Annotated in this window: 19 protein-coding genes; 11 read left to right on the top strand and 8 right to left on the bottom strand. The window is 39.8% G+C overall.

All coding sequences use genetic code 11. The features are described from left to right. Nucleotides 1-268 precede the first annotated feature (268 nt). Nucleotides 269-1864 carry an alkaline phosphatase family protein gene (locus V7K15_RS00590; protein WP_334902062.1) on the top strand — a complete coding sequence of 532 codons (1596 nt, stop codon included), beginning with the start codon at nucleotides 269-271 and terminating at the stop codon, nucleotides 1862-1864. Between the two features lie 357 nt (nucleotides 1865-2221). On the opposite strand, the gene V7K15_RS00585 is transcribed toward V7K15_RS00590, so the two are convergent. The 3 genes from V7K15_RS00585 to V7K15_RS00575 form a co-directional block, all read right to left on the bottom strand. After that, nucleotides 2222-2557 (bottom strand): hypothetical protein, encoded by a 336-nt coding sequence (locus V7K15_RS00585; RefSeq protein WP_334902060.1) that lies wholly within the window; start codon nucleotides 2555-2557, stop codon nucleotides 2222-2224. A gap of 221 nt (nucleotides 2558-2778) precedes the next feature. Next, nucleotides 2779-4551 carry a PAS domain-containing sensor histidine kinase gene (locus V7K15_RS00580; protein WP_334902145.1) on the bottom strand — a complete coding sequence of 591 codons (1773 nt, stop codon included), beginning with the start codon at nucleotides 4549-4551 and terminating at the stop codon, nucleotides 2779-2781. A gap of 89 nt (nucleotides 4552-4640) precedes the next feature. Further along, nucleotides 4641-7310, bottom strand: coding sequence for a sensor histidine kinase (locus tag V7K15_RS00575; RefSeq protein WP_334902058.1), 2670 nt, complete (start codon nucleotides 7308-7310; stop codon nucleotides 4641-4643). A 353-nt stretch (nucleotides 7311-7663) separates the two neighbouring features. On the opposite strand from V7K15_RS00575, the gene V7K15_RS00570 reads away from it, so the two are divergent. From V7K15_RS00570 to V7K15_RS00555, 4 genes are all read left to right on the top strand, one after another. Continuing rightward, nucleotides 7664-8251, top strand: a complete 588-nt coding sequence (locus tag V7K15_RS00570; protein WP_334902056.1) for a Uma2 family endonuclease — start codon at nucleotides 7664-7666, stop codon at nucleotides 8249-8251. Between the two features lie 225 nt (nucleotides 8252-8476). Then, entirely contained in the window at nucleotides 8477-9562 is a 1086-nt protein-coding gene (gene ada / locus V7K15_RS00565) for a bifunctional DNA-binding transcriptional regulator/O6-methylguanine-DNA methyltransferase Ada (RefSeq protein WP_334902054.1), read from the top strand. Next, nucleotides 9546-10211, top strand: a complete 666-nt coding sequence (locus tag V7K15_RS00560) for a DNA-3-methyladenine glycosylase family protein (RefSeq protein WP_334902052.1) — start codon at nucleotides 9546-9548, stop codon at nucleotides 10209-10211. Before ada ends, V7K15_RS00560 begins: the two co-directional genes overlap by 17 nt. A gap of 867 nt (nucleotides 10212-11078) precedes the next feature. Continuing rightward, complete coding sequence (locus V7K15_RS00555; RefSeq protein WP_334902050.1) at nucleotides 11079-11279, top strand: heavy-metal-associated domain-containing protein; 201 nt, start codon at nucleotides 11079-11081, stop codon at nucleotides 11277-11279. Between the two features lie 209 nt (nucleotides 11280-11488). On the opposite strand, the gene V7K15_RS00550 is transcribed toward V7K15_RS00555, so the two are convergent. Then, a complete protein-coding gene (locus V7K15_RS00550) occupies nucleotides 11489-12715 on the bottom strand; it encodes an FAD-dependent monooxygenase (RefSeq protein WP_334902048.1) in 1227 nt (408 codons plus the stop codon). Between the two features lie 523 nt (nucleotides 12716-13238). Next, nucleotides 13239-14090, bottom strand: a complete 852-nt coding sequence (dapF, locus tag V7K15_RS00545) for a diaminopimelate epimerase (RefSeq protein ID WP_334902046.1) — start codon at nucleotides 14088-14090, stop codon at nucleotides 13239-13241. A 69-nt stretch (nucleotides 14091-14159) separates the two neighbouring features. Here dapF and V7K15_RS00540 point away from each other — a divergent pair, with 69 nt between their 5' ends. The 3 genes from V7K15_RS00540 (at nucleotide 14160) to V7K15_RS00530 (ending at nucleotide 16657) form a co-directional block, all read left to right on the top strand. Further along, nucleotides 14160-14375 carry an Hfq-related RNA-binding protein gene (locus tag V7K15_RS00540; RefSeq protein WP_292834294.1) on the top strand — a complete coding sequence of 72 codons (216 nt, stop codon included), beginning with the start codon at nucleotides 14160-14162 and terminating at the stop codon, nucleotides 14373-14375. Between the two features lie 258 nt (nucleotides 14376-14633). After that, nucleotides 14634-15665 (top strand): DUF262 domain-containing protein, encoded by a 1032-nt coding sequence (locus tag V7K15_RS00535; protein ID WP_334902042.1) that lies wholly within the window; start codon nucleotides 14634-14636, stop codon nucleotides 15663-15665. Nucleotides 15666-15850: 185 nt separating this feature from the next. Then, the gene (locus V7K15_RS00530; protein ID WP_334902041.1) at nucleotides 15851-16657 is read left to right on the top strand and encodes an HNH endonuclease family protein; all 807 of its coding nucleotides are present in this window, start codon (nucleotides 15851-15853) and stop codon (nucleotides 16655-16657) included. Between the two features lie 417 nt (nucleotides 16658-17074). On the opposite strand, the gene V7K15_RS00525 is transcribed toward V7K15_RS00530, so the two are convergent. Both V7K15_RS00525 and V7K15_RS00520 read right to left on the bottom strand, forming a co-directional pair. Beyond that, nucleotides 17075-19405: a cation:proton antiporter domain-containing protein gene (locus V7K15_RS00525; protein WP_334902039.1), complete on the bottom strand. Its 2331-nt coding sequence runs from the start codon at nucleotides 19403-19405 to the stop codon at nucleotides 17075-17077. A gap of 561 nt (nucleotides 19406-19966) precedes the next feature. Next, on the bottom strand, nucleotides 19967-20965 hold the full coding sequence (locus V7K15_RS00520) for an SDR family NAD(P)-dependent oxidoreductase (protein WP_334902143.1): 999 nt from the start codon (nucleotides 20963-20965) through the stop codon (nucleotides 19967-19969). Between the two features lie 358 nt (nucleotides 20966-21323). Between V7K15_RS00520 and V7K15_RS00515 the strand changes: the two genes are divergently transcribed. The 3 genes from V7K15_RS00515 to V7K15_RS00505 all read left to right on the top strand — a co-directional run bounded on the left by V7K15_RS00515 (nucleotide 21324) and on the right by V7K15_RS00505 (nucleotide 24554). Continuing rightward, entirely contained in the window at nucleotides 21324-21917 is a 594-nt protein-coding gene (locus tag V7K15_RS00515; RefSeq protein WP_334902037.1) for a tetratricopeptide repeat protein, read from the top strand. A gap of 53 nt (nucleotides 21918-21970) precedes the next feature. Next, on the top strand, nucleotides 21971-22879 hold the full coding sequence (gene yhdJ, locus V7K15_RS00510) for an adenine-specific DNA-methyltransferase (RefSeq protein ID WP_334902036.1): 909 nt from the start codon (nucleotides 21971-21973) through the stop codon (nucleotides 22877-22879). Between the two features lie 163 nt (nucleotides 22880-23042). Beyond that, nucleotides 23043-24554 (top strand): ArnT family glycosyltransferase, encoded by a 1512-nt coding sequence (locus tag V7K15_RS00505; RefSeq protein ID WP_334902034.1) that lies wholly within the window; start codon nucleotides 23043-23045, stop codon nucleotides 24552-24554. Nucleotides 24555-24751: 197 nt separating this feature from the next. Here V7K15_RS00505 and V7K15_RS00500 read toward each other — a convergent pair. Further along, nucleotides 24752-26247 (bottom strand): HEAT repeat domain-containing protein (locus tag V7K15_RS00500; protein ID WP_334902032.1); only part of this gene is annotated, 1496 nt, incomplete at its 5' end.

The raw sequence follows: 26247 nt of genomic DNA, 5'->3' as shown, positions 1-26247 counted from the left end.
ATGATATTGAATGTAAAATTTTACGGGCGAGGTTGATAGCTGCAACATTAAATCATGCCCATTGTCGGTCAACTGGTTTCACCTCATAACCTTTTGTCACTATTTTGCATAACCTTTTCTTAATATTTTACTCGTATCTTGAGATTGAAAATACCGGGGTTTCTATTGAAGATTTAGTAGTCTTTTGTGAAGCTTTATTGACATAAGCTGAACTGTGACTATCAAAAATAACTTCTAGAACTCTGTTTACACAGTATATACAAACATCATGATACCAATTCAACACTTACATCCTCCAGTAATCAGATATGACTATTCCTCGCCCATAGTCAGAATAGCTGATGGTCGGAAAAAGGATGAGAAACCTTTCTATAAGCATCCTGGGAAGTTTAAGAGTGTGCTGTTACTATCAATTGATGGTTTGCGTCAAGCAGATTTGGAAGATCGCAAATTACAACAGTATTTGCCAAACATCAATAGTTTGAGACAAACGGGTATCAGTTACACTAACGCTTTTACTAGCACTCCCTCCGATTCCTTCCCTGGAGTATTAAACTACTTAACAGGAGCAAGTCCCAAAACTACTGGGGTTTATTATGACGATACATATAGTCGGATATTATCAGACAAACCAGGATCTCCGGCTGGTATAGAAGTTGAATTTGCGGAAAACATTGATAAAAACCCCGATTTTCTCAGTGGTGGGGGTAACTTTGGGATAAATAGTATTGACCCCAGCAAATTACCAGTAGACAGTAATGGAAATCGTGTTTATCCTCACAACTATTTGAAGGTAAACACTATTTTTGAGGTAGCAAAAGCTTCAGGTTTGCACACTGCATTTGTTGATAAACATCCTGCTTATGACATTGCAAATGGACCTTCTGGAAAGGGAGTTGATGACTTCTACGCTCCAGAAATAAATGCCAAAGTTGCTTTAGAAAATGGTAAACTTGTAGACCAATCGACAGCGCGTAATCCTGCTAATCTCACATTTAAAACGACAACTAAAGACACCAAGCTCACGGAAGCTTACGATGATCTGAAGGTAAATGCGATATTGAACCAAATTGCTGGAAACAATTCACTAGGCACAACTAAACCCGGAACTCCCAACCTTTTTGGGATGAATTTCCAAGCTCTCAGCGTAGCCCAAAAGGATGCCAGCAATAATGGTGGTATTGCCACTAATGGTACACCTTCGTCAGGATTAATTGATGCTCTGGAACATACAGATGCCAGTATCGGTAAGATAGTAAATACCTTAAAGCAACAGGGGAAATTTGACTCGACACTAATAGTATTGACAGCAAAACATGGTCAGAATCCTCGTTTGGGAGCAGCTACCCTCATTCCGGGAAATACTTTTACAGATGCTCTGGCGAAAGCTGGGATCACAGTTAATCAAGCTACTCAAGATGATGTTGCTTTACTATGGCTTAAGGATCAAAGCCGAGCTAACATTGCAACAACTGTTTTAAAGCAACTGGCAAATCCAGCAATTGATACAGTTTATTCGCGTGGCGCATTATTGGCAGCAGGCTTTGGCAATCCGTTGCAAGAAGATCGTACTCCTGATATTATTATTAAACTCAAACCAGGATATGTGATTTCTAATAGCACCAAAAGGGCAGAACACGGCGGTTTTTCTGATGATGATACCCATATTTCTCTGATCCTCAGTAGTCGTGGACTAGAAACTCGTGTTAAGGGGACTTCTCAGATAATGAAAGTTTCTAGCAAACAGATTGCGGTTACAGTATTGGAGGCATTAGGACTTGATCCGAGGAAACTCCAAGGAGCTAGGTCTGAAAAGACACTTGCATTACCAGGGACGGAGATCGAAGATGTTAGGAAGTTTTGAGAATTTTTCAATAGAGATTTCCGGTAGCTAAACACGTCACCACAAAAAGGCGATCGTATTAGACATAGGAGTGAAAATTAATTCTGCGTTGCTTGAAATCCTTGGTAGGGACAATACCCTGCGGTCAGCTAAAGCTACATGAATTGTCCCTACGTCATTTTCGGAGATGTCTATTAAGTAATACTCTTAATTTCACTTCATGCGATCGCATCTATTTAAGCGATCGCATTTATTTATGTACTTTTACTCAGAATCCTTGATTAACATTATTTAGGCATTAATTTGAGCAGATTTATACAAATAAAAAAAGGAGAATATTGCTACTCTCCTAACGTAATATGAGGGAAAATTTTCAGCTTAGTGATTAAAATGGGCTTGACGTTCACGCAATTCACGAGCGCGTTGTTCATGGGCTTGACGTTCACGCAATTCACGAGCGCGTTGTTCATAAGCTTGACGTTCACGCAATTCACGAGCGCGTTGTTCATGGGCTTGACGTTCACGCAATTCATGAGCGCGTTGTTCATAAGCTTGACGTTCGCGTTGAACTTTACTGTTATTAACAGCTACACTATTACGATTAAAACGATCATGCTCAGATTTAAATTCAGCAGCATTAGCATTTTGAGAAAGAGCAGCAATTGAAGTAGCTGCTAATAAGCCTCCAAGAAGAATAGATTTTAAGCGGTTCATATATCGTTTACTCTTGCATTGCTTGATTTGTATATTCTCAATATAATTGGAATAATCAGGCATACACCTGTGTCAAAAGTCACGTTTGAATGGTTACTTTTGTCACTAATACGAGGATTTATATTTGATTTTTGAAATGGGATAAGGGTTGAAACCTTCCCTGATATAGGTTATAGCCCTGTATGCGTAGTCACACAATTAGGACTTACACAAAATATCTCTCAAACTCTAATAGGTAATGTAAACCAGAAAGTTGCGCCTGCATCCAATGCACTGTTTACGCCAATTTCGCCACCGTGAGCATGGATGATTTGCTTACATAAATACAAACCCAATCCTAAACTTACAGAATTGCGGATATTTGCACCCCGAAAGTAAAGCTCAAAAAGCCGATCGCTTTGTTGTTGACTAATTCCTACACCGTTATCACTAACAGTACAATACATTTTGTCATCCTTACGGATAGCGTTGATTGTCAAAAGCAATCCAGGGGGATTGTGTTTCAGAGCATTAACTATTAAGTTAGAAAAAACTCGCCATAGTTGCGTGGGGTCAGCATTCACTAATGGTAAATCTGCGGATACCAGATTTGTCAAGATTGCTTGATTTTGTGTCAGCAATGGCTCTAAATCTGCGATCGCAGCTTCGACAACTGTCAATAATTGTACGTGTTGGCGTTGTAAAATAACACCTTGCACCTCGCTAACATGAGCTTCCATCAACGAATTGATTAAGTTCAGCTGGCGATCGCTACTTTGAATCATCCGCTCTAAAATTGAGCGTGAAATCGAAATATTTTCCTCTGGATGTGCAAGCAAATTTTTCAGCACCATTAAACTACCCAGCACCGGGTTACGTAAGTCGTGAGAAACTGCATGAAAAAATACTCGTAGTTCTTCTTCAGTTTGTTTACGCTGGGTAATGTCTTCAATCAAACCTTCGTAGTAAAGCAGTTTTCCTTGTTCGTCATGCACTGCGTAGGCTTTTTCGGAAATCCAGACAATACTCCCGTCTCGGCGATAAATTTGGGACTCAAACTCGGAAACGCTGCCATACTTTTCCATCAGGCGCACAAATTCTAGCCGACGGTTTGGATCAATATACAGTTGATGTTCTATATCAGTGAAATTTGCCGTCACCTCCTCTGCTAAGGAGTAGCCATAAATACGCGCTAAAGCCGGATTTGCCGTAATGTAACGTCCATCGGGACTGCTTTGAAAGATCCCTTCAACAGCGTTTTCAAAAATGGTGCGATATTTAGCTTCTGCAACCTTGAGTTTTTGATAGGCAGATTCCAGTTCTTGACGGGCGTAAAACTCAGAACGTTGCAGGCGATCGTACAGATAAACACCGATGTCACATATAGCACAAAACCAAAAAATGTATAAAATCAAGGTTACATTATATATTTCTGGGTGTTCGGGGATTGGTGTTTTTAGTCCAAGTACCGTATTTACACCAAAATAGTAAACCAGCACACCCACCTGACATAGCAAATGTATAATCCAGCAGACAGGCATCAACACAGCTTGGCTTAAAAACAGCAGCGACCAGCCGATAGTATCAGGTAGTGCGAAACCTCTGATGGTTGCAAACAACTGCGATGCTAGACTAATTGACCAAGAAGACCCCAAAAATAATAAATCTGGACGATGACGACCGAACTTAGTTTTATGTAAGGCAAGGTAAATAATTATACTTATGAGCATTGCAACATTGATCACAAGGCTTTTAGCTGTAAGTGCTTCTGGCAGCCTTTCCAACTCCTTTAAGGGGAAAAACAAGCCGTAAATGTCTCGCAAAGTAAAAGACAAAAGACAGATCAGCACCAGCCATAACCATAAACGCAATCTCTGCCACAAAAAGCGATCCCTATGGGCCAGCCACTCCGTATCTACGCGCCGAGCTTTGTAAAAACTAGTGATTTCATCTGCTGTTGGCGTAGAAAAGGTTTTTCTCCACCACCTTTGCACTGTTGTAAATGGGGTAGCCATTAGCATCCGATTAACTTTGCCCATACCGTCGAAGGTGTTTCTCTTACTCAACATTGCCACAAATAACACCTTCGCATTTTTCTGGTAACTTATGGGCGACTTGTTGCGGATGGAGTTATTAAAGGTAATGTGAACCAGAAAGTTAACCCGCGTTTGCGGTTAGTAATCACACCAATTTTACCGCCATGTGCCTTGATAACTTTGCGACAAAGATACATTTTTAAGCCAATGCTTGTAGAACAAGAATCTTGGGGATCGCGGACATGGAGATCAAAGAGGCGATCGCACTCCAGTTTACTCATTACCACACCGTCATCTTGAATCTGAGTCCGAATCATTCCAGCTTCAACAGTGGCACTCAGAATAAAATTTAATCCTGGTGGATTATTTTGCAACCTATGTGTTATTAAATGTGCCAAAACTTTCTGCAACCGAGTCGCATCTGCCATTACTAACGGTAAATCTGCGGGAACCAACTTCTTCAGAGTCGCTTGATTTTGTGTTAGCATGGGTTCCAACTGGGCAAATATTCCTCCCAGTAGGATGCTAAATTGCACAGGTTCGGGTTTGATATCAATACCCTGTTTTTCACAGGAATTCATTTCTAGCAATGAGTTAATCATCGTCAGTTGGCGATCGTTGCCTTGAATCATCCGCTCGATGATTGAGGGAGATACTGGAATTGGGGATTGGGAATTGGGCATTGGGCATTGGGCATTGGGAGGAGACAAGGGAGATTCTTCAATTATTCTCCCTTGTGCGCCTTGTGCGCCTTGTGCGCCTTGTGCGCCTTGTCCACTTGTCCCCTTGTCCCCTTGTCCCACTCCCTGATTTAACAAATTCTTTAACACCATCAAGTTACCCATCACCGAAGTTCGTAAATCGTGGGCAACCGTGTGCAAAACAACATCTTTGACGCGATGCAATTTTTCTACTTCTTGCATTTTCTGCTGCAACTGTGCTGTCCGTTCTTGTACTTGGTGTTCTAAATTAGTGTTAAGTTCTGCTAGTTTTTGGTATATCTGGCTTTGCTGAATGGCGATCGCTACCTGTTCTGACATCTGCTGTAACAAATCAATTTCTATTGGCTGCCAATAACGCGACCCTGAGCATTGATTGGCAATTAACGCCCCAAATAATTCGTTATTTAGCATAATTGGTACAGCCAAAGTAGCTTTCGTTTGGAATTTTCGATAGTGTGCTTTTATTTTGGGAGATACTGATATTTTTGTTATATCTTCAATGACACGGACAAGATTATCTTTTAGTAAGTTTCTTAATTCTTGTAGATAAGCTTCATCATTAGTAGACCAACCTAAGATTGATGGATACTTGGGATCTACTGATTCAGCAAGAGTTCTCACTCCTAAATTGGCATTATTTAAACCAATAAAAACTCGATCTGCTTGCAGAAATTGTCTGACTTCGGTCACGGTGGTTTGGAGAATTTGCTCTAAGTTAAGCGAAGATCGAATTCGCACTAGGGTTTTTGCCAATAAGCGATCGCGTTCTCCACAAAGGCGTAATTGCGCTTCTACCTGTTTGCGTTCTGTAATGTCGTGATGGACTGCTAGGATGCTCTTGTTACCATCCAAATCAATGACTTCGGCTGAAACCAGCGTTGTCATTATCTCGCCAGACTTTTGCCGAAATTCAAATTCCAAGTTGCGAACAACTCCTGTGGCTTGCAACTCCTCTAACAAATTCAGGCGATCGCGATCGTTTACCCAAAGATTTAACTCAAAAGAAGTTTTACCAATAACCTGATCTCGCTCATAACCTGAGAGTTTCACAAAACTGTCGTTAATTTCAATAAAGCGTCCTTCACCAAGTGTACTAATAGTAATTGAATCTGGACTGCAACTAAAAGCTTTAGCAAACTTTTTAGCAAGATTTTGTAATTTAACTTCTGCTTGTTTGCGTTCTGTGATATCTCGCACAATTGCTAGGATCTCATCTTGACCACTCACTACTAACCGCGCCTCATAATCTCTGACTCCCAAAGGCGTTGGTAGTTGATATTCACAAGTTTGCAAAGTTCCGGAATCTAAAGTTTTAGCGTAGGGGTAGCCCGCACTTCTCTGCGAGAGGCTACGCCAACGACAAAGCTCAGTGACCACCGTAGGCATCGCTACTTGGCTAATCGCCGCAACATCACTGGGCAATAACTCCTGCAAATGTTTTCCAATTATTTCTTCTCTGGAAAGAGTGACATTTGCTCCCTGACTTTTCAAATCTAGATACTCACCATCGCGGCTGATGCGAAACATCAAATCGGGGATAGCATCCAAAATTGCTTTATACCGCGCCTCACTCTCAAGCAATTTTTCTTGGGCTAATTTTCGCTCTGTAATATCCATAACCAAGCCATTCCAAAGAAAATCGCCTTCTGGTTGTAATTCCGGTTGCGAAGTACCTTGAATCCACTTAAGTTTGCCACTAGGCGTAATAATCCGACCTTCCCAATGCCAAGCTGTAAAAGTGGTGCTACAAACAGCAATAGATTCTCCAAAAGCTTTTATATCCTGTGGATGAATCAGTTTGTATAGCACCTGGAAGTCTGCCTGTAAAGCTTCTGGTTCTAATTCATACAAATATTGACAACCAGAACTAACATAAGGGACAAATACAGAACCATCCTGCCGTTGCAGAACTTGAAAAATCACCCCTGGTAAATTGACGGCAAGTTTTGAGAGCAGGTTAATAGGCTCTTGCTGGCAATTTGGTGTATACAGCCATTTTACAACGGTTTCATCCACTCTTTGACCCTTTGATAGACAAGCTATTGATGTACAATAAAAAGCCAGAATAACCAATTTAACAGTTTTGATTCTGTGGGCTTAATCGCTAACACAAGCAAAACAGCACCTTCTTTCAGAGTAGATCGTGATCAGGCGATCGCATTCACCCAATCGGGTGAACCATTTGTCAAAGGGAGAATCAGTTGAGGATTGCGATCGTAGTCCATCAAGCTAAGGAAAACCTGGTACGCAGTAAACACAAAGCATGTTTAACACAAGGACTAAAGTCCTCACTACAAACTTATTTACCCAGGATAGTAGACTTGACAGACTACTAAAATAGAGATATTGCTTCCACCCAAACTGATAACATGAATACTACCACCGTCAGTTTACCTCCTACCCTGGAATTAAATATCGACTTGACTGACGAGCAATTTTTTCAGCTTTGTCAAAATAATCGAGACTTAAAGTTTGAGCGGACAGCTTCAGGGGAATTAATTATTATGCCACCTACGGGGAGTAGTACTAGTGACCGTAATGCCGATTTCACTTATCAATTAAGAGCTTGGAGTCGTCAAAATCAGCTAGGGAAATCCTTTGACTCTTCTGGTGGTTTCAAACTTCCCAACGGTGCAGAGCGTTCTCCAGATGCGTCTTGGGTGAAAATCGAACGGTGGAATGCTTTGAGCGAAGCAGAAAAAGAAAGATTTGCTCCTTTGTGTCCCGATTTTGTGGTTGAGTTAATGTCTCCAAGTGATTCCTTAGAAAAAACGCGAACCAAAATGAGGGAATACATGGAGAATGGCGCAAGATTGGGCTGGTTAATTAATAAAAGACAGCAGCAGGTAGAAATTTATCGTCATAATCGAGAAGTTGAGATTTTACAAAATCCTAAAACTCTATCGGGAGAAGATGTTTTGCCAGGATTTGTTTTAGATTTGGCGGAAATTTTGTGAGTAATTGCCTACCCTGAATCATTCGTGAGAAACAAGATCCCCGACTTCTTAAAGAAGTCGGGGATCTGCGGGTTGCAATTCTCATATGTAGAAATCAAGTTTGATCGCAACAATTAGATAGAAAGTAGTTTATCGATACATTTAATCTAGTTTTACCTAAAGACAGAAACTAATAATAGACACTCCAAAGTATGGGTATTTTGCAATACATCCAAGGAGGCATCAATGCAATTACAACAGACACAACTTTTAGACAAAACTCTTTGGGAAGCAGTTCTCAATCGAGATCCCACAATTGACGGCAAGCTTTTCTACGGTGTTCGCTCTACGGGCATTTATTGCCGACCGATTTGCCCTAGTCGCAGACCAAATCGGAATCAAGTTTGTTTCTTCGAGTCACCACAAGAGGCTGAAATTGCAGGTTTTCGGCCTTGTAAACGCTGTCAGCCACAATCTGAAACAGTTCCAAATCCGGCTAAAGTCAAAGTTTTAACAGTATGTCGATACATTGAAGCACAAATTGATCGCATTCCAACCCTCTCGGAATTATGCTCTCAGGTGGGAATGAGTCCCAGTTATCTGCAAAGGATATTTAAGCAAATAATTCGCGTATCGCCCTTTCAATATGCAGATGCGCTGCGTAGCCAACGATTAAAGCAGCGTCTCCAGAAAGGGGAAGAAATTGCTAATGCAGTTTACGACACGGGGTATGGTTCAAGTAGTCAACTGTATGACAAAGCACCTAAACAACTGGGAATGACACCAAAGACTTACCAACAAGCTGGAAAAACAATCAGCATTGTCTATGCGATCGCTCCATGTCCACTAGGATATTTGCTTGTGGCAACAACAGAGAAGGGTATCTGTGCCGTTAAACTAGGTGATGAAGCAGACAAGCTTGAACACACTTTGAACCAGGAATTTCACCAAGCGCAGATCAGGCGTGATGACCAGACACACAAAGACTGGATACAAGCAATCCTCAACTTTATTGCCGGAGGCGAGGCACATCTTGATTTACCACTTGATGTACGCGGGACAGCATTTCAGAAACAGGTTTGGGAAGCATTACAAAAAATTCCCTATGGCGAAACTCGCACCTATACCGATATCGCCCGTGATATTGCCAAGCCGCACGCAGTCCGCGCAGTGGGAAATGCTTGTGGAGCAAATCCGATCGCGCTGATTGTACCATGTCATCGTGTGCTACGGAGTGATGGCAGTCTTGGTGGTTATCACTGGGGAATTGAACGCAAACAAAAACTGCTTATACAAGAATCGAAATTGATCAAAGATGACTCAAACACCTGAACTAGAACCGTTGACTGAAGAAAGTCTGAGCCGTGGTTTAATGGTGCTTGCCAATCTTGACAGCGATTTGGCTCGGATTTTAAAAACACTGGGGCCTCCACCGATATGGTCAAGAGAACCAGGTTTTGCAACGCTATTGTGCATAATTCTGGAACAACAAGTTTCGGTAGCGGCTGCAAGGGCTGTATTTAACCGACTATGTGGGGTTGTTGTAACTCTGACGCCAGAAAACTTTCTGAGATTGGATGATGTTCAATTAAGAGGGATTGGATTCAGTCGGCAAAAGATTCTATACTGTCGTGGGTTAGCTCAGGCGATGCCTACGGCGGGCAAAGCCAACGCAAGTGGTCAGCTTGACTTAACCAAGCTGGAAAGAATGAATGAAACTGCGATCAGAACTGAGTTAAAGTGTCTCAAAGGCATAGGAGACTGGACAGTTGATATTTACTTACTAATGGCGCTGCAACGTCCTGATGTCTTTCCTAAAGGCGATTTAGCGATCGCGATCGCTTTCCAAAAACTCAAAAACTTGGCGACGCGTCCAACACCAGTTCAGCTGGAAGCAATGACACAGCACTGGCGACCGTGGCGAGCGATCGGTGCAAGACTTCTATGGCACTATTACTTGAGTAATGCCAATTCTCCCTAAACTTGCAATGATTGCTCCTTCTCCCTTGGCGCACTTGGCGCACTTGGCGGTTCGTTTAATAAATATAAACCGTGTCTATCTTAAAACCTGTAGTTCTTCGGTGATCAAAAGGATTTGCCCTCATCCCCCAACCCCTTCTCACAGATTTAGGAGAAGGGGAGCCAGAATTTCAAAATCCCTCTCCCAGATATGGGAGAGGGATTTAGGGTGAGGGCAAAAACTACGCTTATAAACTTAGATGAGGTTTAAACTAATTTTAAGGGGTATATATTTAGCAATTTCTACTAAATAATCTGTGCAATCTAGCGTTAATACCCCATGCAATCTCCAGAAGATGGCAATAATTTGTGCATCAAAACTAATCGCTACGGAATTAACTAATTTAAGAACATTGTCCTGATAACTCATTCATACCACGAGACAGATGTTTTTTAGATGTATATATGCATTTAAAGTTGGACATAAGTAGCTATAGCATAGCAATAAGTTAAAAACTACAGATTAAAGGTTTTGTGACTTACGTATAGATGCTTGTATGTTCAGGGAATGCTGCGAGAACAACTATGTCGAACACGAACGCCTATCGGAGAATCTGCAATGTCTTATGGAATCTGAGAACAAACTAAAAAAGTGGCTTTTTATAAGTTAATAGTACTAAGGGTATTCTCATAAATAACTTTATATCTTTTGGCATCTTCTTTAATTTTAATGCCTGCAAATTTTATCAATAACAATTTATGTACAGCTATTATTTAATACTGCCACTGTGATGCCCAATTACCTTACTTCAGCAAGATGTGCGCTCACTATCTCAACCACTATAATATTTATTAAATGGAAATTCTAGTTGATTTAATGAGGTAACTAATGGCAATTAAATTGAAAGTTCCGAATATTAAAGGTGATGACTGTGCCAAGAAAATAACTAAATCTATTCAGACTATGGAATCTGATGCCAAAGTAGATGTTGACGTTAATGCTAAAACCGTAACTGTGGAATCTGCGGCTTCTGAAGAGTCAATTAAACAGATAGTGCAATCTGCTGGTTATACTATAGAAGGTTATTAATTATTTCATCTAAATTTCTCAGGAGATTTAGATCAGGTAGTTTAACCGACACAATTGCTTAATCATAATATTCGCCCGTTTTTCGGGCGGAATATTACCAAATTACTCGACTTGATAAAAATAAACCAGTTTCAGATATCGTAAATTGGTTAAATACCAGAACTGGCGATCGCGGGTGCAAGATATTTGTCTTGATGTCAGCAAGGGGACTATTGTTTCCAATCAGGTTGGTAATCAAATAACCATCGAAACTGTAAGTAAGCTAACCAGGTGGGAGTGAGTTTGTAAATCCAGTCACGCACGAAACATCCGATTGCAGAAGTAGTTTGTCCAAGCTGTCCAACCTGTCGAGAAGTAGTAAATACACGAGTTACTCGTTTGCTACGGCTAGCTTCAAATTGACGTAACAGTAACACAACTTGGTCGCAGCTAGCTTGATTAGTGAGCAACTTCACAAGTTCAAAGGCATCTTCTACTGCCATACAACCACCTTGACCAATATTTGGTTGTACAGGGTGTGCTGCATCTCCTATTAAAGTTACTCGACCTTTTCCCCAAGAAGTACCACTCGGTTGACGATCAAAAATATCATCTTGATAAATGCTTTCCTCTTCTAAAACCTTGATAATTGAAGCTACAGGTTCGGCATAATCTGAAAAGATTAACTTCAAGGCATTCAAGGAACCACCAACTGAGTCGTCATTCCCACCCTGTTCACTGTTGTTGAAGGCATAAAACGAAAATTGCCCTCCTCCAACATCAAAATATCCAAAGCGATTTCCCTGACCCCAAAATTCCATCCAACTGTATTTTTTATCCAGTGGAATACTTGAGGCGTTAAAAATACCTCTCCAGCAACACATCCCACTGTAAAGTGGCAACTCTAACTGTTTTTTACCAGAAAGATTTGCACGTACTTGTGAATAAAGACCATCAGCACCTACTAATATGTCGCCAGTTGTTGTACTGCCGTCTTTAAAGTACACTTGCACACTATCTTCAGTCTCCTCAACTTTCTCAAAACTTATGCCAGTGCGTACTATTCCTGGCGGCAATGCTTCGTACAAAATTTGTTGTAATTTCCCTCTGGAAAGACATACACCCAAGTCTTCTTCCCCAGCGAATTTTGGGGAGTTAATATAAAGTGGAGTTCCATTTTGACTAAAAAACCCACCCTTTAAAATTTTGCCCCCCTGTGCATAAAAACGTTGATAAATCTTTCCTAACGAAAAGAGTTTATAAACTCGTATGGCATTTCGTTGAATGAATATACCTCCTGGTCCAGAAAGCATTGCACCGAGTTGACGTTTCTCGTATACCTCAACTTCAATATTTGCATCCAGGCAGGCACGGGCTAAAGTTAAGCCACCAATTCCACCCCCGATCACAATTACCTTTGACACTGAAGGCTTAATTACTTTCTCTGATATTTCCATCCCTTGCTCCAGATGGGTTGGTATCTTTGTTGGTAGTGGGTAAATATGTATTAGACATCTCCAGAAATTAAATATGCGTTACACATAACCCTTGTAGAGACGTAGCATTGCTACGTCAAAACAATTCTTTTTCACTCCTATGTCTAGTGATAATAAATTTAGGTGCTACCCTGTTTTGATATCTAGTAACAGCAGATAATCAATGATGCCAATTAATAGGCTTTAGGACACTTAAATTAATTGCTTCCAATCACAAAGAAATCATACATATCTGCCAAGTTAGTTCAGCAGAAGAATACTTTTTTCAATCGGATGGAAATGTGTTTTGCTTTGGCTTTCTAGAAAATCCACTTCTAACAATACAACTATTTGACTGTTAACGCAATACTTTTACAGTAATATTACGGTTCGCAAACAATATAAACTACACGCGCTCAGGGGCAATACCCTGCGGTCAGCTAAAGCTACATGAATTGCCCCTACCTAAAATCATTATTTTCAGCTATTGTTTGCGTAAGTACTGTTATAAACAGTTCGCATATTTCCCAGTGAATACCCTCTGGGCTGGGCCTGTCATGTAAACCCGTTGGTCTACTTCTGACCATTCAATTTGCAATAGTCCACCTGGTAATTCGATAGTGGCGGCGCGATCGCATTTTCCAGTCAATACTCCAGCTACCAAGGAAGCACAAGCACCAGTCCCGCAAGCTAATGTAATCCCGGCGCCCCGTTCCCATACCCGCATTTTCAAATAGTCACGGCGTACCACTTGCATAAATTCGGTATTTATGCGTTGGGGAAAAGCTGGGTGATGCTCAAATTTTGGGCCGATGGTTTCTAGCTCAATTGCTACTACATCTTCTACAAAGGTGATGCAGTGGGGATTTCCCATACTTACACAGGTGACTGACCAAGTTTGCCCCGCCACCTCCAACGGCTGAGAAATTACTTTTTCTTGGGCGGGTGCAAGGGTGGTAGGAATTTCGCCAGCGAGTAACCTGGGTAAACCCATATCCACCTTCACTAAACCATCAGATATGAGTTGGGGAATCATCACACCAGCTAAGGTATGAATGCGATATAAGTCTTTATTCCGGGATTCGCCTTCTAAATCTGCTAAAAAGCCAGCTAAACAGCGAATTCCATTACCACACATTTCTGGTTCTGAACCATCGGAATTAAAAATCCGCATGGTGTAGTCAGTGCCGTTTTCTCCAGGTAGGGCAAAAATGACACCATCAGCACCGATACCAAAGTGGCGATCGCACAACTGGATGGCTTGCTCTGGGGTGACTACAGGCACAGATGAGGAGCGATTGTCAATCAGAATAAAGTCGTTGCCTAGACCATGATACTTAGTAAATTCGATTGCCATTTTCCCAAGGATGAATTATCAAGGATTAGTTACTCTTTATTTTGCCTTGTAGGTTCATCTTTACTAAAAATGCTTACCGAATTTGACACCACTTTGCCTAGTATTAGACAAGTCCAAAACCTGATTAAACAAACAATGTCAGTGGAGTTCAAGCTGCTGACTGGTGATTTAATCACAGGAAAGGTTTTATGGCAAGATCCACACTGTATCTGTATTGCTGATGAAAACAGTCAGCAAACCACTGTTTGGAAACATGCGATCGCTTATATTAAACCCAAGAGTTAGTCAAAAATCGGTGTTTGGAACGCCCCTTCCTACGCTACGGTGCTCGCTAAAATTTACCAGATTGGCAAAACCTTGTAGTGGTAAAAATCTTTTTTATTACCACTACAAAAAATCCTTAACGTCACGAACCCAAAGCAGTGGCAGTTTTTTAGCCGAAGACTCTGGCTATTACCCACAACTGAGGCTGCATTTTTATCTCACATTGGGCAGAGCAACAGCTACAGGATAACGATTATTAGTATTAAAGGACTAAACACTGTGGATAAAAGCTTAAATTCACTATCTAAAATCTTTACAGAAAAACTCTATAGAATACCAGACTATCAAAGAGGCTATGCTTGGACAGAAAAACAATTAAAAGAGTTTTGGGGAGATTTAGAACAATTAGACAAAGGGAAAAATCACTATTTAGGTGTTTTAACTTTAGAGGAAGTTGATAAGTCTTTACAGAAAGAATGGAAAGATGACTTATGGATCATACAATCTAAAAACTATGAGCCATATTTTGTTGTCGATGGGCAGCAAAGGTTAACAACAGCTATAATTTTAATTCAAGCTATTATTGAATGTACAAGTGAAAATGAAAAATTAAATTATACTACTATTTATGAAATTAAAAAGAAATTCATCTTTGATTCTAAAGATGAGGGTATATCTAGATCCTACATTTTCGGTTATGAAAAAGATAATCCAAGTTATGAATTTTTAAAAACACAAATTTTTGGTGAAAAATCAGACATGGTTAGCCTTCATCAAAATACAGTTTATACCCATAACTTAGAAGATGCAAAAAACTTTTTTATAGAGAAAAGAAAGCTGTTAAATTTTGAGCAAAAAGAAGAGGTTTACCGCAAACTAACTCAGCATTTGCTATTTAACATCTATACTATTTCAACTGATATAGATGTTTGCGTAGCTTTTGAGACAATGAACAATAGAGGTAAGCCACTTTCCTATTTAGAATTATTAAAAAATAGATTAATATATTTATCTATCAAATTTAATGTTGATTTATATGAACAGGAAAAACTAAGGAATAGTATTAATGAATCTTGGAAATCTATATATTATAATCTAGGGAGAAATAGGAATAATCCTCTGAATGACGATGATTTTTTATTCAACCATTATATTACTTATTTTGATGAAATAATAGCTGGAAGTAATAACCTTGAGAAATTCTCAATCAGCATTAGGAGAATAAGAATTCATAAAGAATATTATTCAACATATTTATTAGAAAAAAAAAATTCACTAGTAAAAATATATTATTACATCAAGAATCTATAGAGAGTAATAGCTTAACCTTAACGGAGGTTTATAATTATGTTCAAAGTTTAAAAACTTCTGTCGAGATTTGGTATAATATTTTCAATCCAAATGATAGTAATTTTTCAGAACCTGAAAAACTTTGGCTCAATAAATTAAATAGAATAAGAACCAAAGGTTCTATTTTATTAGACACAACTTTGATTATGGTTTTCTTTTATAAGGAAAACGACCCAATCAAAAGAATTAACTTTTTAAAAAGCTTAGAAAGACTAAGTTTTTTGTTGTTGCTATCTAACGATTATTACTATTCAATCACTATAATTCACCCTATTACCTTTTTAAACTGGGCAACTGCTTTAAGTAAAAACACTCTAACAGTTGAAAAGTTAATAAAAGAGATAGAAGAAAAGCGCCAGAGCATTATTAATAATAAAGAATGGCTAGAAAAAATAAAAGCTGCCTTTAAAAATGAGGGATTTTATAAATGGCAGGGTATAAAGTATTTCCTTTATGAATATGAATTACATTTACAAAATCAATCAAAAACGAATAGGGATAAAATGAATTGGCATGAGTTTATTGAAAATAGAAATGAAAATGAAAATGAATTTGATTATAAAACTATTGAACATATATATCCACAGAATCCAAGAAAGGAATGCTGGACTTCAAGATTTAGTAATTATAATTCTAGAGAAAAAAACATATTAAGGCATTCTTTAGGTAATCTATTACCTCTTTCACAACCTAAAAACTCGACTTTTCAAAATAAATGTTTTTCAGAAAAAGTCTCAGGTATTGATAGCATGATTGGGTATGAATATGGTTCTTATTCCGAAATAGAAGTTAGCAAATATAATGACTGGACTGCTAAAAAAGTATTAGAAAGAGGGATAAAACTTTTGGATTTCATGGAGAAGAATTGGAATATAATTATAGGAGATAAAAAACAAAAGGCTGATTTTATAAACTTAAATTTTGTAATTTCAAAGGAAAATATTAATCTCTAAAAAATATTTTACTGAAAGTTTCTCATGAATAAGGTCTTTGTGAAAGTACAGACAGAGAATTGTGTCGATTGGGTGAGATGCAGGGCCGCGTGTTCTATAGTCCACTCTAGCTTAGAACTAAACACTAACCCTCTTCTGTCGCTCTCCGAAAACATTTGCCATTTATCAATTCTAGAGCTTTTATCTACCAAGGGTTCACACGATTTTTTTCTAATAACAAATACAACACCCATTTTTTCTAATAGGATAGCTTGTATTGATTGCCTGATAAGGCTTATAGCGATTACCCACCCGGAGAATGACAAAAGAGGGCTAAGCTAGAATACAGAGTAAATTGATGCTGTGAGCCAATACCGCGCAAGCAAGATATGTGCGCGATTGCACCTACCTAAAGATCACAACTAATGACTATTATCGTCAATTATCCATAGGCAGAAATTCTTTGAGAACTTCTGCCTCACCAGCTTTCACCACTGGGACAGAAAGGGGTACTGAACTGGCGATCGCAAATAATTCTTCTAGTTGACTCAAACCTGTTAAACTACCGCATAACAATACTTGGTCGCCAACTCGCAAGTCCATGCCGCCATCAGGATAGCGGATAAACTTGCCATCTCGCCGGATCGCCTGTACTTGTACTCCGTATTGCTTGCTGATATCTAAATCTCTAAAGGTTTTACCTAACGTTGGCGCATCTGCATTAACTGTAATCCACTGGCAAGCACTATTTTCTCCGGGAACAGCCGCTTGTCCTTTGGCGAATTCTGCCAAAGCTGCCAGTTCTTCATCTGCTCCGACAATCAGCAAGCGATCGCCTTCTGCCAATTTTGTTTGATTATTGGGATAATCGATTTCATCCCCGTTAGCGCGGCGAATTGCCATCAAACTCACTCCTGTTAAGTAGCGCATATCTGCTTCTTCTAAAGTCATCCCAATTAGGGGCGAAGCAGATGGTAAAGGATACCAGCGCTGATTTAAATCGCGGGTTGCTTGCCGCAAATCACGAGCGACTTCAATAGCAGAACGCTCTGGCCGCAAATCTAAATAATGATCGTTGCGGATTTTCTGCATTTGCTGTTGGACGACATCTGATGATAATAAGCCTAAGCCAGTTAATAAATGAGTTGCCATTTCTAAGCTGGCTTCAAACTCTGGTTGTACTACTTCTCTGGCTCCCAATTGATACAGCACCTCAATATTTTTATCCTGGGTAGCACGGACAACCAAATCTAATTCTGGGCGCAATTCCAAAGCGCGTTTCAAGCAAAGACGGGTACTCATGGGGTCTGGAAGTGCGATCGCCATTCCTTTGGCATGATTCACCCCGGCAGTTTCCAGAACGTGTAAACTTACGCAATTGCCATAAACATAAGACACCCCAGCCTCACGCAACTGCTGAATTCTACTCTCTGATTGGTCGATTACCACCACAGGCAGGTTGTGTTGCAGCAACAACTTTACTAAATTTTTGCCGACTCGCCCATAGCCACAGACTACCAGATGGTCTTTTAAGGGCAAATCTTCCGATACATCCCGCGCTTCTTGTTCTTCTAAATACGGTTTCAACCAGGGCATTGATTCGGCAAAGTTAAATAAAAATGGCATTAACCCCAGGACAAAGGGAGTAAGCATCAGAGTAACTGCGGTGGTTCCCAAAATTAATAAGTATATTTGTCGGGACACCAGCCCTAAAGATTGCCCTTCACTGGCGAGAACAAAAGAAAATTCCCCAATTTGCGCCAGTCCTAAACCGGCGATTATCGCTGTTTTCAAAGGGTAGCGGAACAGTTTCACTAGGGGCGTGATAATCAAAAATTTACCTACGAAAACTATTGCCACCAATCCCAAAATCAATTCTAAATTGTTCCACAAAAACACTGGGTCAATTAACATCCCAATGGCGGCAAAAAATAAAGCGGCAAAAATATCTCGCAGTGGTTCCACATAAGTCAGGGTTTGATCGGCGTATTCCACCTCAGAAATCATCAAACCCGCGACAAATGCCCCCATCTCAATCGACAGTCCCAAATGCTCTGTCAATAAAGCAATGCCCAAACATAGAGCTACAACCCCTAATAAAAATAGTTCTTTGCTTTCGGTACGGGCTAACAGTTGCAACAACGGCGGTATCAGCCAAATCCCCGCAGCTACTGCACCAGCAGCAAATAAACCAATCAAAGCTAGGGCTGTTAGCACGGCGATGCCAATGGTTTCTGCTGGTTGGTTGAGGGCTGGTAAGACTGCTAACATCAGTCCCAGTGCCAAGTCTTGTACTACCAAAATCCCCAGCATCACTTGCCCGTGAGGTGTTTCGGTTTCGTTGCGTTCCATCAAGCACTTGAGGACAACGGCTGTGGAAGACAAGGATAGAATACACCCCAAAAACATCCCCTTAGCGGGTAAGGCTCCCCAGGCTCCGGTTAACCCGCATACCACAACTGTTACCAAAATCGTCAAAGCAATCTGGAGTCCACCTCCGCCAAGAGCGATCGCTTTTACCTTCTTGAGTTCCGCAAAGGAAAATTCCACACCCAAGGCGAATAATAAAAAGGCGACCCCGAACTGTGCTAGAGTCTCTACTTGAATAACTTCTTTAATCAGTCCCAGTCCGGCTGGCCCAATGATTATCCCGCCAATGAGATAGCCCAGCAGCACAGGTTGTCGCAAAAGTGCCGCCAACAGTCCGCCACAGGCTGCAACGCCTAGAACTAAAACTAAATCAACAATTAGCCTAAAATCTTCTTGCACCAGTTTTAAAAGAACTCTTAAGACCTATTAATTCAGCATACAAAGTTTTATATATCTCAGGACAGTTTGTTTAGTGAAGGGGCGACAGAATTTGATTATATTGGTTTTCGGCCTTTGTGAGGTCAAGAACCCCACCCCCAACCCCCTAAGAGCAAGCGATGAGGGGGCTATGATCTAGACACGAGTTATCGGATTATCCAAAAGTCAAACCTCATCCTATGCCAAGAAAGCCCTGAAAAAGTTGGGTTTCGTCCCTCAACCCAACCTACACTAGAGTGATTTTAAAACCTCGTTTCTAGCCTCTGGCTGGAAATGCTGATCGTTGCGGCTCTGCCGCGAGTAAGGTAGGCAGAGCCTCAAAATATGCATTCCCAGTCTCTGACTGGGAATGAGAGAATTTCTAGAAGTTGCTTCTAGACTGGTTTTCAAAGACTCGTTAATGAGTATCAAAGGTGGATGAACGGAGCTAAAAGACTCGTTAATGAGTATCAAAGGTGGATGAACGGAGCTAAAAGACTCGTTCACGAGTATCAAAGGTGGATGCCCCATGCCCCATGCCCATCAAATCTTAGGCGAACTAAGGGCACTCAGTAGTAGTAGTGACCACGGCACTTTAATATCAGGTATGAGCCAGGAGTAGTTTCTCAGTACAGGTAATACAGTCGGCAGCACAAAACGCAGAGAACGTAGCGATGCGGGACGATGTCTACGACGGGCTACGCCTACGCCATTTTCATCGACAATTCCATATTTCTTAGCTAATTCGGCAACAATCTGCACACGTCCAGTACGGCGCATGACATTTGGCTCACAAGCAAGTGCAGCAATCACCCGTCCAGTTAATAAGGGAGTTTCCCAGTTGTAGCGATCGCCCAGAAATGAGTTATTCTTTTCACTAGCATTGGTTTGATTCATCTCATCAGCAAAATGGGAAAAAAGCTCAGTACCAACAATACCTGGCCAAATTGAAACAGAAGCGACATTATGGGGTTTTAATTCAACAGCCATATCAGCTGCTAGGCGATCGCAAGCTGCTTTACCAACACCATAAGCTGTATTAAAGATATGAGACATACTACCCCACGAGGAAATGGTGCAAATTAGTCCAGAGTTCCGCTTGGTCATGATTCGGGCAGCAAAAACACTCGCAATATAGTGGCTACGAAGACCAACGTTGTTGCTTGCATCCCAAAGACTTAGTTCAGAATCCCAAAAAGGTTGCCCATAGGCATTTTTTACTGCCTGAACTCCTGAGTAAGCATTATTCACCAATAGGTCGAGTTGTCCATCTTGCTCATCTTGAATACGCTCAAACAGTAAACGCACTTGCTCATCGTCGCTGTGGTCTACTTGGACGGGAATGCATACACCACCGACTTCCTCTATAACTGATTGGGTTTCACTAAGACTCCCTGAAACCGCATTACTGGAAGAGTTGTTGAGACTGCGGCCTGTGATGTATACAGTTGCACCAGCTTCAGCCAAGCCAATAGCAATTCCTCTACCAATTCCCCGCGTAGCACCTGTTACCAATGCCACTCTACCTTCAAGGTGTTTGATCATAATTCGTAATTGAATAGGCATACTGCTCGGTTAAGGAAATAAAGTAGGCTGAAACCCTTTAAATATTGTTGTCTATAATCGCTACGAATTAATGAAATGCTGTACTTAGCGATCGCTCATACTAGATGGTAGACACCTTCGACCATAGGAGCCGTCTATTGTCTATATTGGCACAAGGACGGATGAGTTCTGGTATAATTTCGATATCTAAACCTTGTCCATTTTGAAACCTATAGTTTTTCAACAGAATGCTATGATTCGGTCGTAGCTGGAGTTATAAGCTTTATCTAATCACAAAAAAACTATGGTTTTCAAGGTAGACGCGGTTTCAGAAAAATTCTATATATTATGAAGTATGAGCGATGTTATTCAAGGTGATGCTTTTTTATTTGCAGAAGGCTATTCAGAAGCAGTTGATGCCTATGATAAAGCGATTCAAATCCAGCCCTCAAATTTTGAAGCTTGGATTGGAAAAGGCAAGGCATTAAGACAATTAAAAAAATATGAAGCGGCTCTAGACATTTATAATAAAGCGATTGAGATTCGGTCTGACGATGCGAATGCCTGGAATGGTAAGGGTAATACTCTGAATGCGTTAGAACGATATCAAGAAGCCTTAGATTGTTATGAGAAATCGATTCAGATTGAGCCAAATTACTATGATCCCTGGGTTAATAGAATCTTTCCGCTCGATATGCTGGGGCGGTATGAGGAAGCTGAGGCTTCTATCAATAAAGCGATAGAACTTGCACCTGACAAGCCACAGGCTTACACAAATAAAGCGTTTCATTATGCGACACTAAAAAATGCAGATTTAGCAGTTGAAAATCTCCGAAAAGCTATAAGCTTAGACTCCTCAAGCGTAAGTAAAGATATGTTGTTCAGTCGTTTTTTAGACCCAATTCGAGATGATGAGGGGTTTAAACAATTAGTTCAAGAGTATGCATAGTGAGGATGTTAAGGCTGTTTGTTCGCACACAGCTTATTTTCAGATAAATGGTCATGTTTGAACGATATGAAGACGAGGGACATACGATATTTCATGGCGATGCCCTACATATTTTGTCTAGTGAGATTTCCTCTGAATCTGTAGATATTGTTTTTATCGATCCTCCCTACAACATTGGAAAACGGTTTTCAAATTTTTACGACAAATGGGAGTCTGAGGAAGAGTATGCAAAGTGGGCATACAAATTGCTTGATGAATGTCTTCGGATATTGAAGCCAAATGGAACCCTATATGTGATGACAAGCACTCAAGCGATGCCATACTTTGACCTTTATTTAAGGCAGAAAATCGTAATTCTTAGCCGAATTGTCTGGCATTACGATAGTTCTGGAGTTCAAGCAACAAAATATTTCGGCTCAATGTATGAGCCAATACTTCACTGTGTTAAAGACAAAAGCAATTATATTTTCAACTCAGCTGATATTAAAATAGCAGCAAAAACAGGCGCACAAAGGAAGTTGATTGATTACAGAAAATCTGTTCCCAGCCAATACAATACAGAAAAAGTACCTGGTAATGTATGGTATTTTTCTCGTGTGAGATATCGAATGCAAGAATATGAAAATCATCCCTCACAAAAACCTGAATCATTACTAGAAAGAATTATTCTGGCAAGTAGTGATCAGGGTAGTATTGTACTTGATCCATTTGCAGGAACTTTTACATCTGCTGCTGTGGCGAAACGCTTAGGGCGGATTTCTATTAGTATAGAATCTCAAGAAGAATATCTGAAAATTGGTCTGAGACGTGTTCTAGGATGGAAAGAATACAAAGGAGAAAAGTTATTATCTCCGCAAAAGAACAATATTATAAAAAATAAAAATGGGCAAAAAATCAACGCTATACAGGGGAGCTTTTTCGATGCCGATAGTACAGTATCAATTCACGAAAAAAATCCTTGAGATTCTAAACTATTATTTTCCTAACCAGGGAGAGAGAGTTTTAAACTCTAGTGAGTTATTGCAGTACCTTCTGTGCAGTATCATAATCAATCATAGCTAGCTGGCAAATATTTCTCCAGAAAACGGACTAGTAAAGCAAATTGGGGAATTTAGGAAAATTTTTATGATTAGTATACCTAGATTAAGTAAAACAGATTTTTTAGTTTTGATTGTTGTTGTGATAATTGGTGTGATAAATTTACCTTTCCCATTTGGAGGAGATCAAGCACTCTTTACAACAGGTGCGTTGGAGATGCAACAAGGAAAAGTACTCTATCGGGATTTTTGGGATCTAAAGCAACCTGGGATTTATTACTTTTATTTCTTAGCAGGAACTTTATTTGGTTTTAATGAGATTGGCATCCATATCTTTGAACTTCTTTACATGGTGCTTTTCTCTATAATATTGCAGTTGACTCTAAAAACCTATTTTCGGCATCAGCTAATAGCAAGTTTAGTACCTTTGTTAACGGTTGGTGTTTATTACCTTGTTTCATATCATCGGCAATTTACTCAAGTAGAAGGACTAGTTGGTTTTCCTTTGTTTCTCTGTCTTTGGCTGACTTATCAATCTTTTAATCACGAAGGAAAGCAAAGATTTATTCCACTTTTGCTTTCAGGCTCCATGGGTGGAATTGTCCTGATATTTAAATTAATATTTTTGCCTATCTTGCTGGGTTTCTGGCTAACTATCTTGCTCTATTCTATATTGATAAAACATCAAAATTTTAAAAAAATTATTGTTGAAATTTGCTTACCAATTTTTATAGGAATTATCTTTCCCCTTCTAGTTGTTGTCAGCTACTTTGCTTGGTTCAATAGTTTATCAATTGTATATCAGACATTTTTTGTATATCCAAGTCAGGTGGTTGCTAATGGTACATTTAGTATATCTAAGTTAGTTTTGGGAACTGCATGGTTCTTAAAGAGTTTTTTACCTTTAGTTTTACTGGCTACTGTTGCAGTCAATGTATCATTGCGTAAGTCTAAGAATTTATTGACCTTGCTATTTGTTGTTTGGTTTGTTTTTGGGCTGGGTATTATTTTTCTCCAAATTAGGTCACTGTGGAGTTATCAATATTTACTATTATTTGTACCTACAGGTATTTTAGCAACTAAAGGTTTAGATATATTATGGCAGCCTTTAAAAGAATTGAGTTCACCAGTAATTAAGATTTTCCTACCATTATTGTTTTTATTACCTTTCTTATTTAATTTACAATTCAAAACTGTCGCTTTAGTTCAGAATAACTTTGCTTTAACTGAAAATACACGATTGAAATATCAGACTGTATTTAGAAAAGACTATACATTGCTTCGTTCAGAAGTTGACTTTCTCTCGCAACCAGGAAGTTTGTCAGGTGAGATTTTTGTTGCAGGTGATCCATCTATTTACTACTTATCTGGTCGGACTCAAGCAACATCACTAAATGCATGGTCACTTGAATTATTTCTATCAGAACAATGGCCGCAACTTCTACAGGAGTTAGATTTATCCAAACCTCCTTATATATTTATTAGTAATGACTATCAGCCTCTGATTAAGAAAGAGTGTCCCAAGATTTTAGAATTGATTGATAAAAGATATCATATTTTGCCCAAAAGTAATGATGGTATTTGGTATATTAGAAACTGATCAGAGGTTGTTTGAAAAGTAGTTAACTGTGATTTTGTGCACTTGTTGATACCCTCTAACCCCCCTTAAAAAGGGGGGAACCGGAATTAAAGTCCCCCAATTTATTGGGGGATTCAGGGGGATCTAAAACGTTTTGCTACCGACCAAAGAACTTTTAAAACATCCTCTTAAAGTGAAACAGGAATAGGAGGGTACGTCTAGATAGGTTCATACCAAGCCTTAAACGCTTCAATCGGAATACCAGCAGGAGCAAATAAAATCTTTATTGTCTCAATACCTGCTGCTGTCACTGCTCTTTGCAAACGTACTTTGAGCGTTGGATTATTTTTGATAACTTGCTCAATCGCTTGCCTATTTTTAAGTACTGGATTACTCTCAACAGCTTGAGCAACAATTGGTTGAGCATCTATTACAGTCGGTTTATCCTGCTCCATTTTCTCAAGTAACTGCTCAAGCACAGTTTCTAATTTAGCAATATCTTCTGTAGACGGGTAATTGTTTTGAGTGCTAATATTATCACCTTCCACATTACCAGCAACACTGCTGCTAGTAATAGGTGCATGAAAATTCATTTGAACTGGAGGTTTTTCTGACATAATTTTGAGTCTTTGATTAAGTGTGTTTAGAGAACTGGTTAAAGGATCAGCGTTGTTTGTTTCCTCATTCAAGACAGAATAACAAATTTCATGGTTATAAAATTTGCACCGCTCTTGAATTTTAGAAATTGCATCGCTTTTATCCCATGATGGTATTTTTAATTTTAACTCCCAAATATAATGCAAAACTTCAGAGCCAGCAATTTCTCCTAACGCCTTTGCGGCACTCCTACAAACAACGGAATCTTTATCCTGCAAAGCTTTAATTAAAGCAGATACCGCTTCTTGGTTGCCAATTTTTCCTAACGCAAATGCGGCACTATAACGAACAACTGAATCTTCATCTTGCAAAGCTTTAATTAAGGCAGATACTGCTTCTTGGTTACCGATTTTTCCTAACGCAAGTGCAGCACTACAACGAACAGAGAAATCTTCATGCTGCAAAGCTTTAATTAAGGCAGATACCGCTGCTTGATTGGCAATTTTTCCTAACGCCTCTGCACTTCTCCTACGAACATCGGAATCTTCATCCTGCAAAGCTTTAATTAAAGCACATACCGCTGCTTGGTTGGCGATTTTTCCTAATGCCTCTGCGGCTCTCAAACGAACAACGGAATCTTTATCCTGCAAAGCTTTAATTAAGGCAGATACCGCTGCTTGATTGGCAATTTTTCCTAACGCCTCTGCAGCTCTCCAACGAACATCGGAATCTTCATGCCGCAAAGCTTTAATTAAGGTAGATATCGCTTCTTGGTTGCCGATTTTTCCTAACGCCTCTGCAGCTCTCCAACGAACATCGGAATCTTCATGCCGCAAAGCTTTAATTAAGGTAGATATCGCTTCTTGGTTGCCGATTTTTCCTAACGCCTCTGCGGCTCTCCAACGAACATCGGAATCTTCATGCCGCAGAGCTTTAATTAAGGTAGATATCGCTTCTTGGTTGCCGATTTTTCCTAACGCCTCTGCGGCTCTCCAACGAATATCGGAATCTTCATGCCGCAAAGCTTTAATTAAGGTAGATATCGCTTCTTGGTTGCCGATTTTTCCTAACGCCTCTGCGGCTCTCCAACGAACATCGGAATCTTCATGCCGCAAAG

The organism is Nostoc sp., from assembly GCF_036919815.1.
Lineage (GTDB): Bacteria > Cyanobacteriota > Cyanobacteriia > Cyanobacteriales > Nostocaceae > Nostoc.
This window is presented reverse-complemented; position numbering and strand designations above follow the sequence as displayed.

Coding starts and splice junctions, on each gene's coding strand:
- V7K15_RS00590 (WP_334902062.1), top strand. CDS start 269: ATGATACCAATTCAACACTTACATCCTCCAGTAATCAGATATGACTAT.
- V7K15_RS00585 (WP_334902060.1), bottom strand. CDS start 2,557: ATGAACCGCTTAAAATCTATTCTTCTTGGAGGCTTATTAGCAGCTACT.
- V7K15_RS00580 (WP_334902145.1), bottom strand. CDS start 4,551: ATGGCTACCCCATTTACAACAGTGCAAAGGTGGTGGAGAAAAACCTTT.
- V7K15_RS00570 (WP_334902056.1), top strand. CDS start 7,664: ATGAATACTACCACCGTCAGTTTACCTCCTACCCTGGAATTAAATATC.
- ada (WP_334902054.1), top strand. CDS start 8,477: ATGCAATTACAACAGACACAACTTTTAGACAAAACTCTTTGGGAAGCA.
- V7K15_RS00560 (WP_334902052.1), top strand. CDS start 9,546: ATGACTCAAACACCTGAACTAGAACCGTTGACTGAAGAAAGTCTGAGC.
- V7K15_RS00555 (WP_334902050.1), top strand. CDS start 11,079: ATGGCAATTAAATTGAAAGTTCCGAATATTAAAGGTGATGACTGTGCC.
- V7K15_RS00550 (WP_334902048.1), bottom strand. CDS start 12,715: ATGGAAATATCAGAGAAAGTAATTAAGCCTTCAGTGTCAAAGGTAATT.
- dapF (WP_334902046.1), bottom strand. CDS start 14,090: ATGGCAATCGAATTTACTAAGTATCATGGTCTAGGCAACGACTTTATT.
- V7K15_RS00540 (WP_292834294.1), top strand. CDS start 14,160: ATGCTTACCGAATTTGACACCACTTTGCCTAGTATTAGACAAGTCCAA.
- V7K15_RS00530 (WP_334902041.1), top strand. CDS start 15,851: ATGGTTTTCTTTTATAAGGAAAACGACCCAATCAAAAGAATTAACTTT.
- V7K15_RS00515 (WP_334902037.1), top strand. CDS start 21,324: ATGAGCGATGTTATTCAAGGTGATGCTTTTTTATTTGCAGAAGGCTAT.
- yhdJ (WP_334902036.1), top strand. CDS start 21,971: ATGTTTGAACGATATGAAGACGAGGGACATACGATATTTCATGGCGAT.
- V7K15_RS00505 (WP_334902034.1), top strand. CDS start 23,043: ATGATTAGTATACCTAGATTAAGTAAAACAGATTTTTTAGTTTTGATT.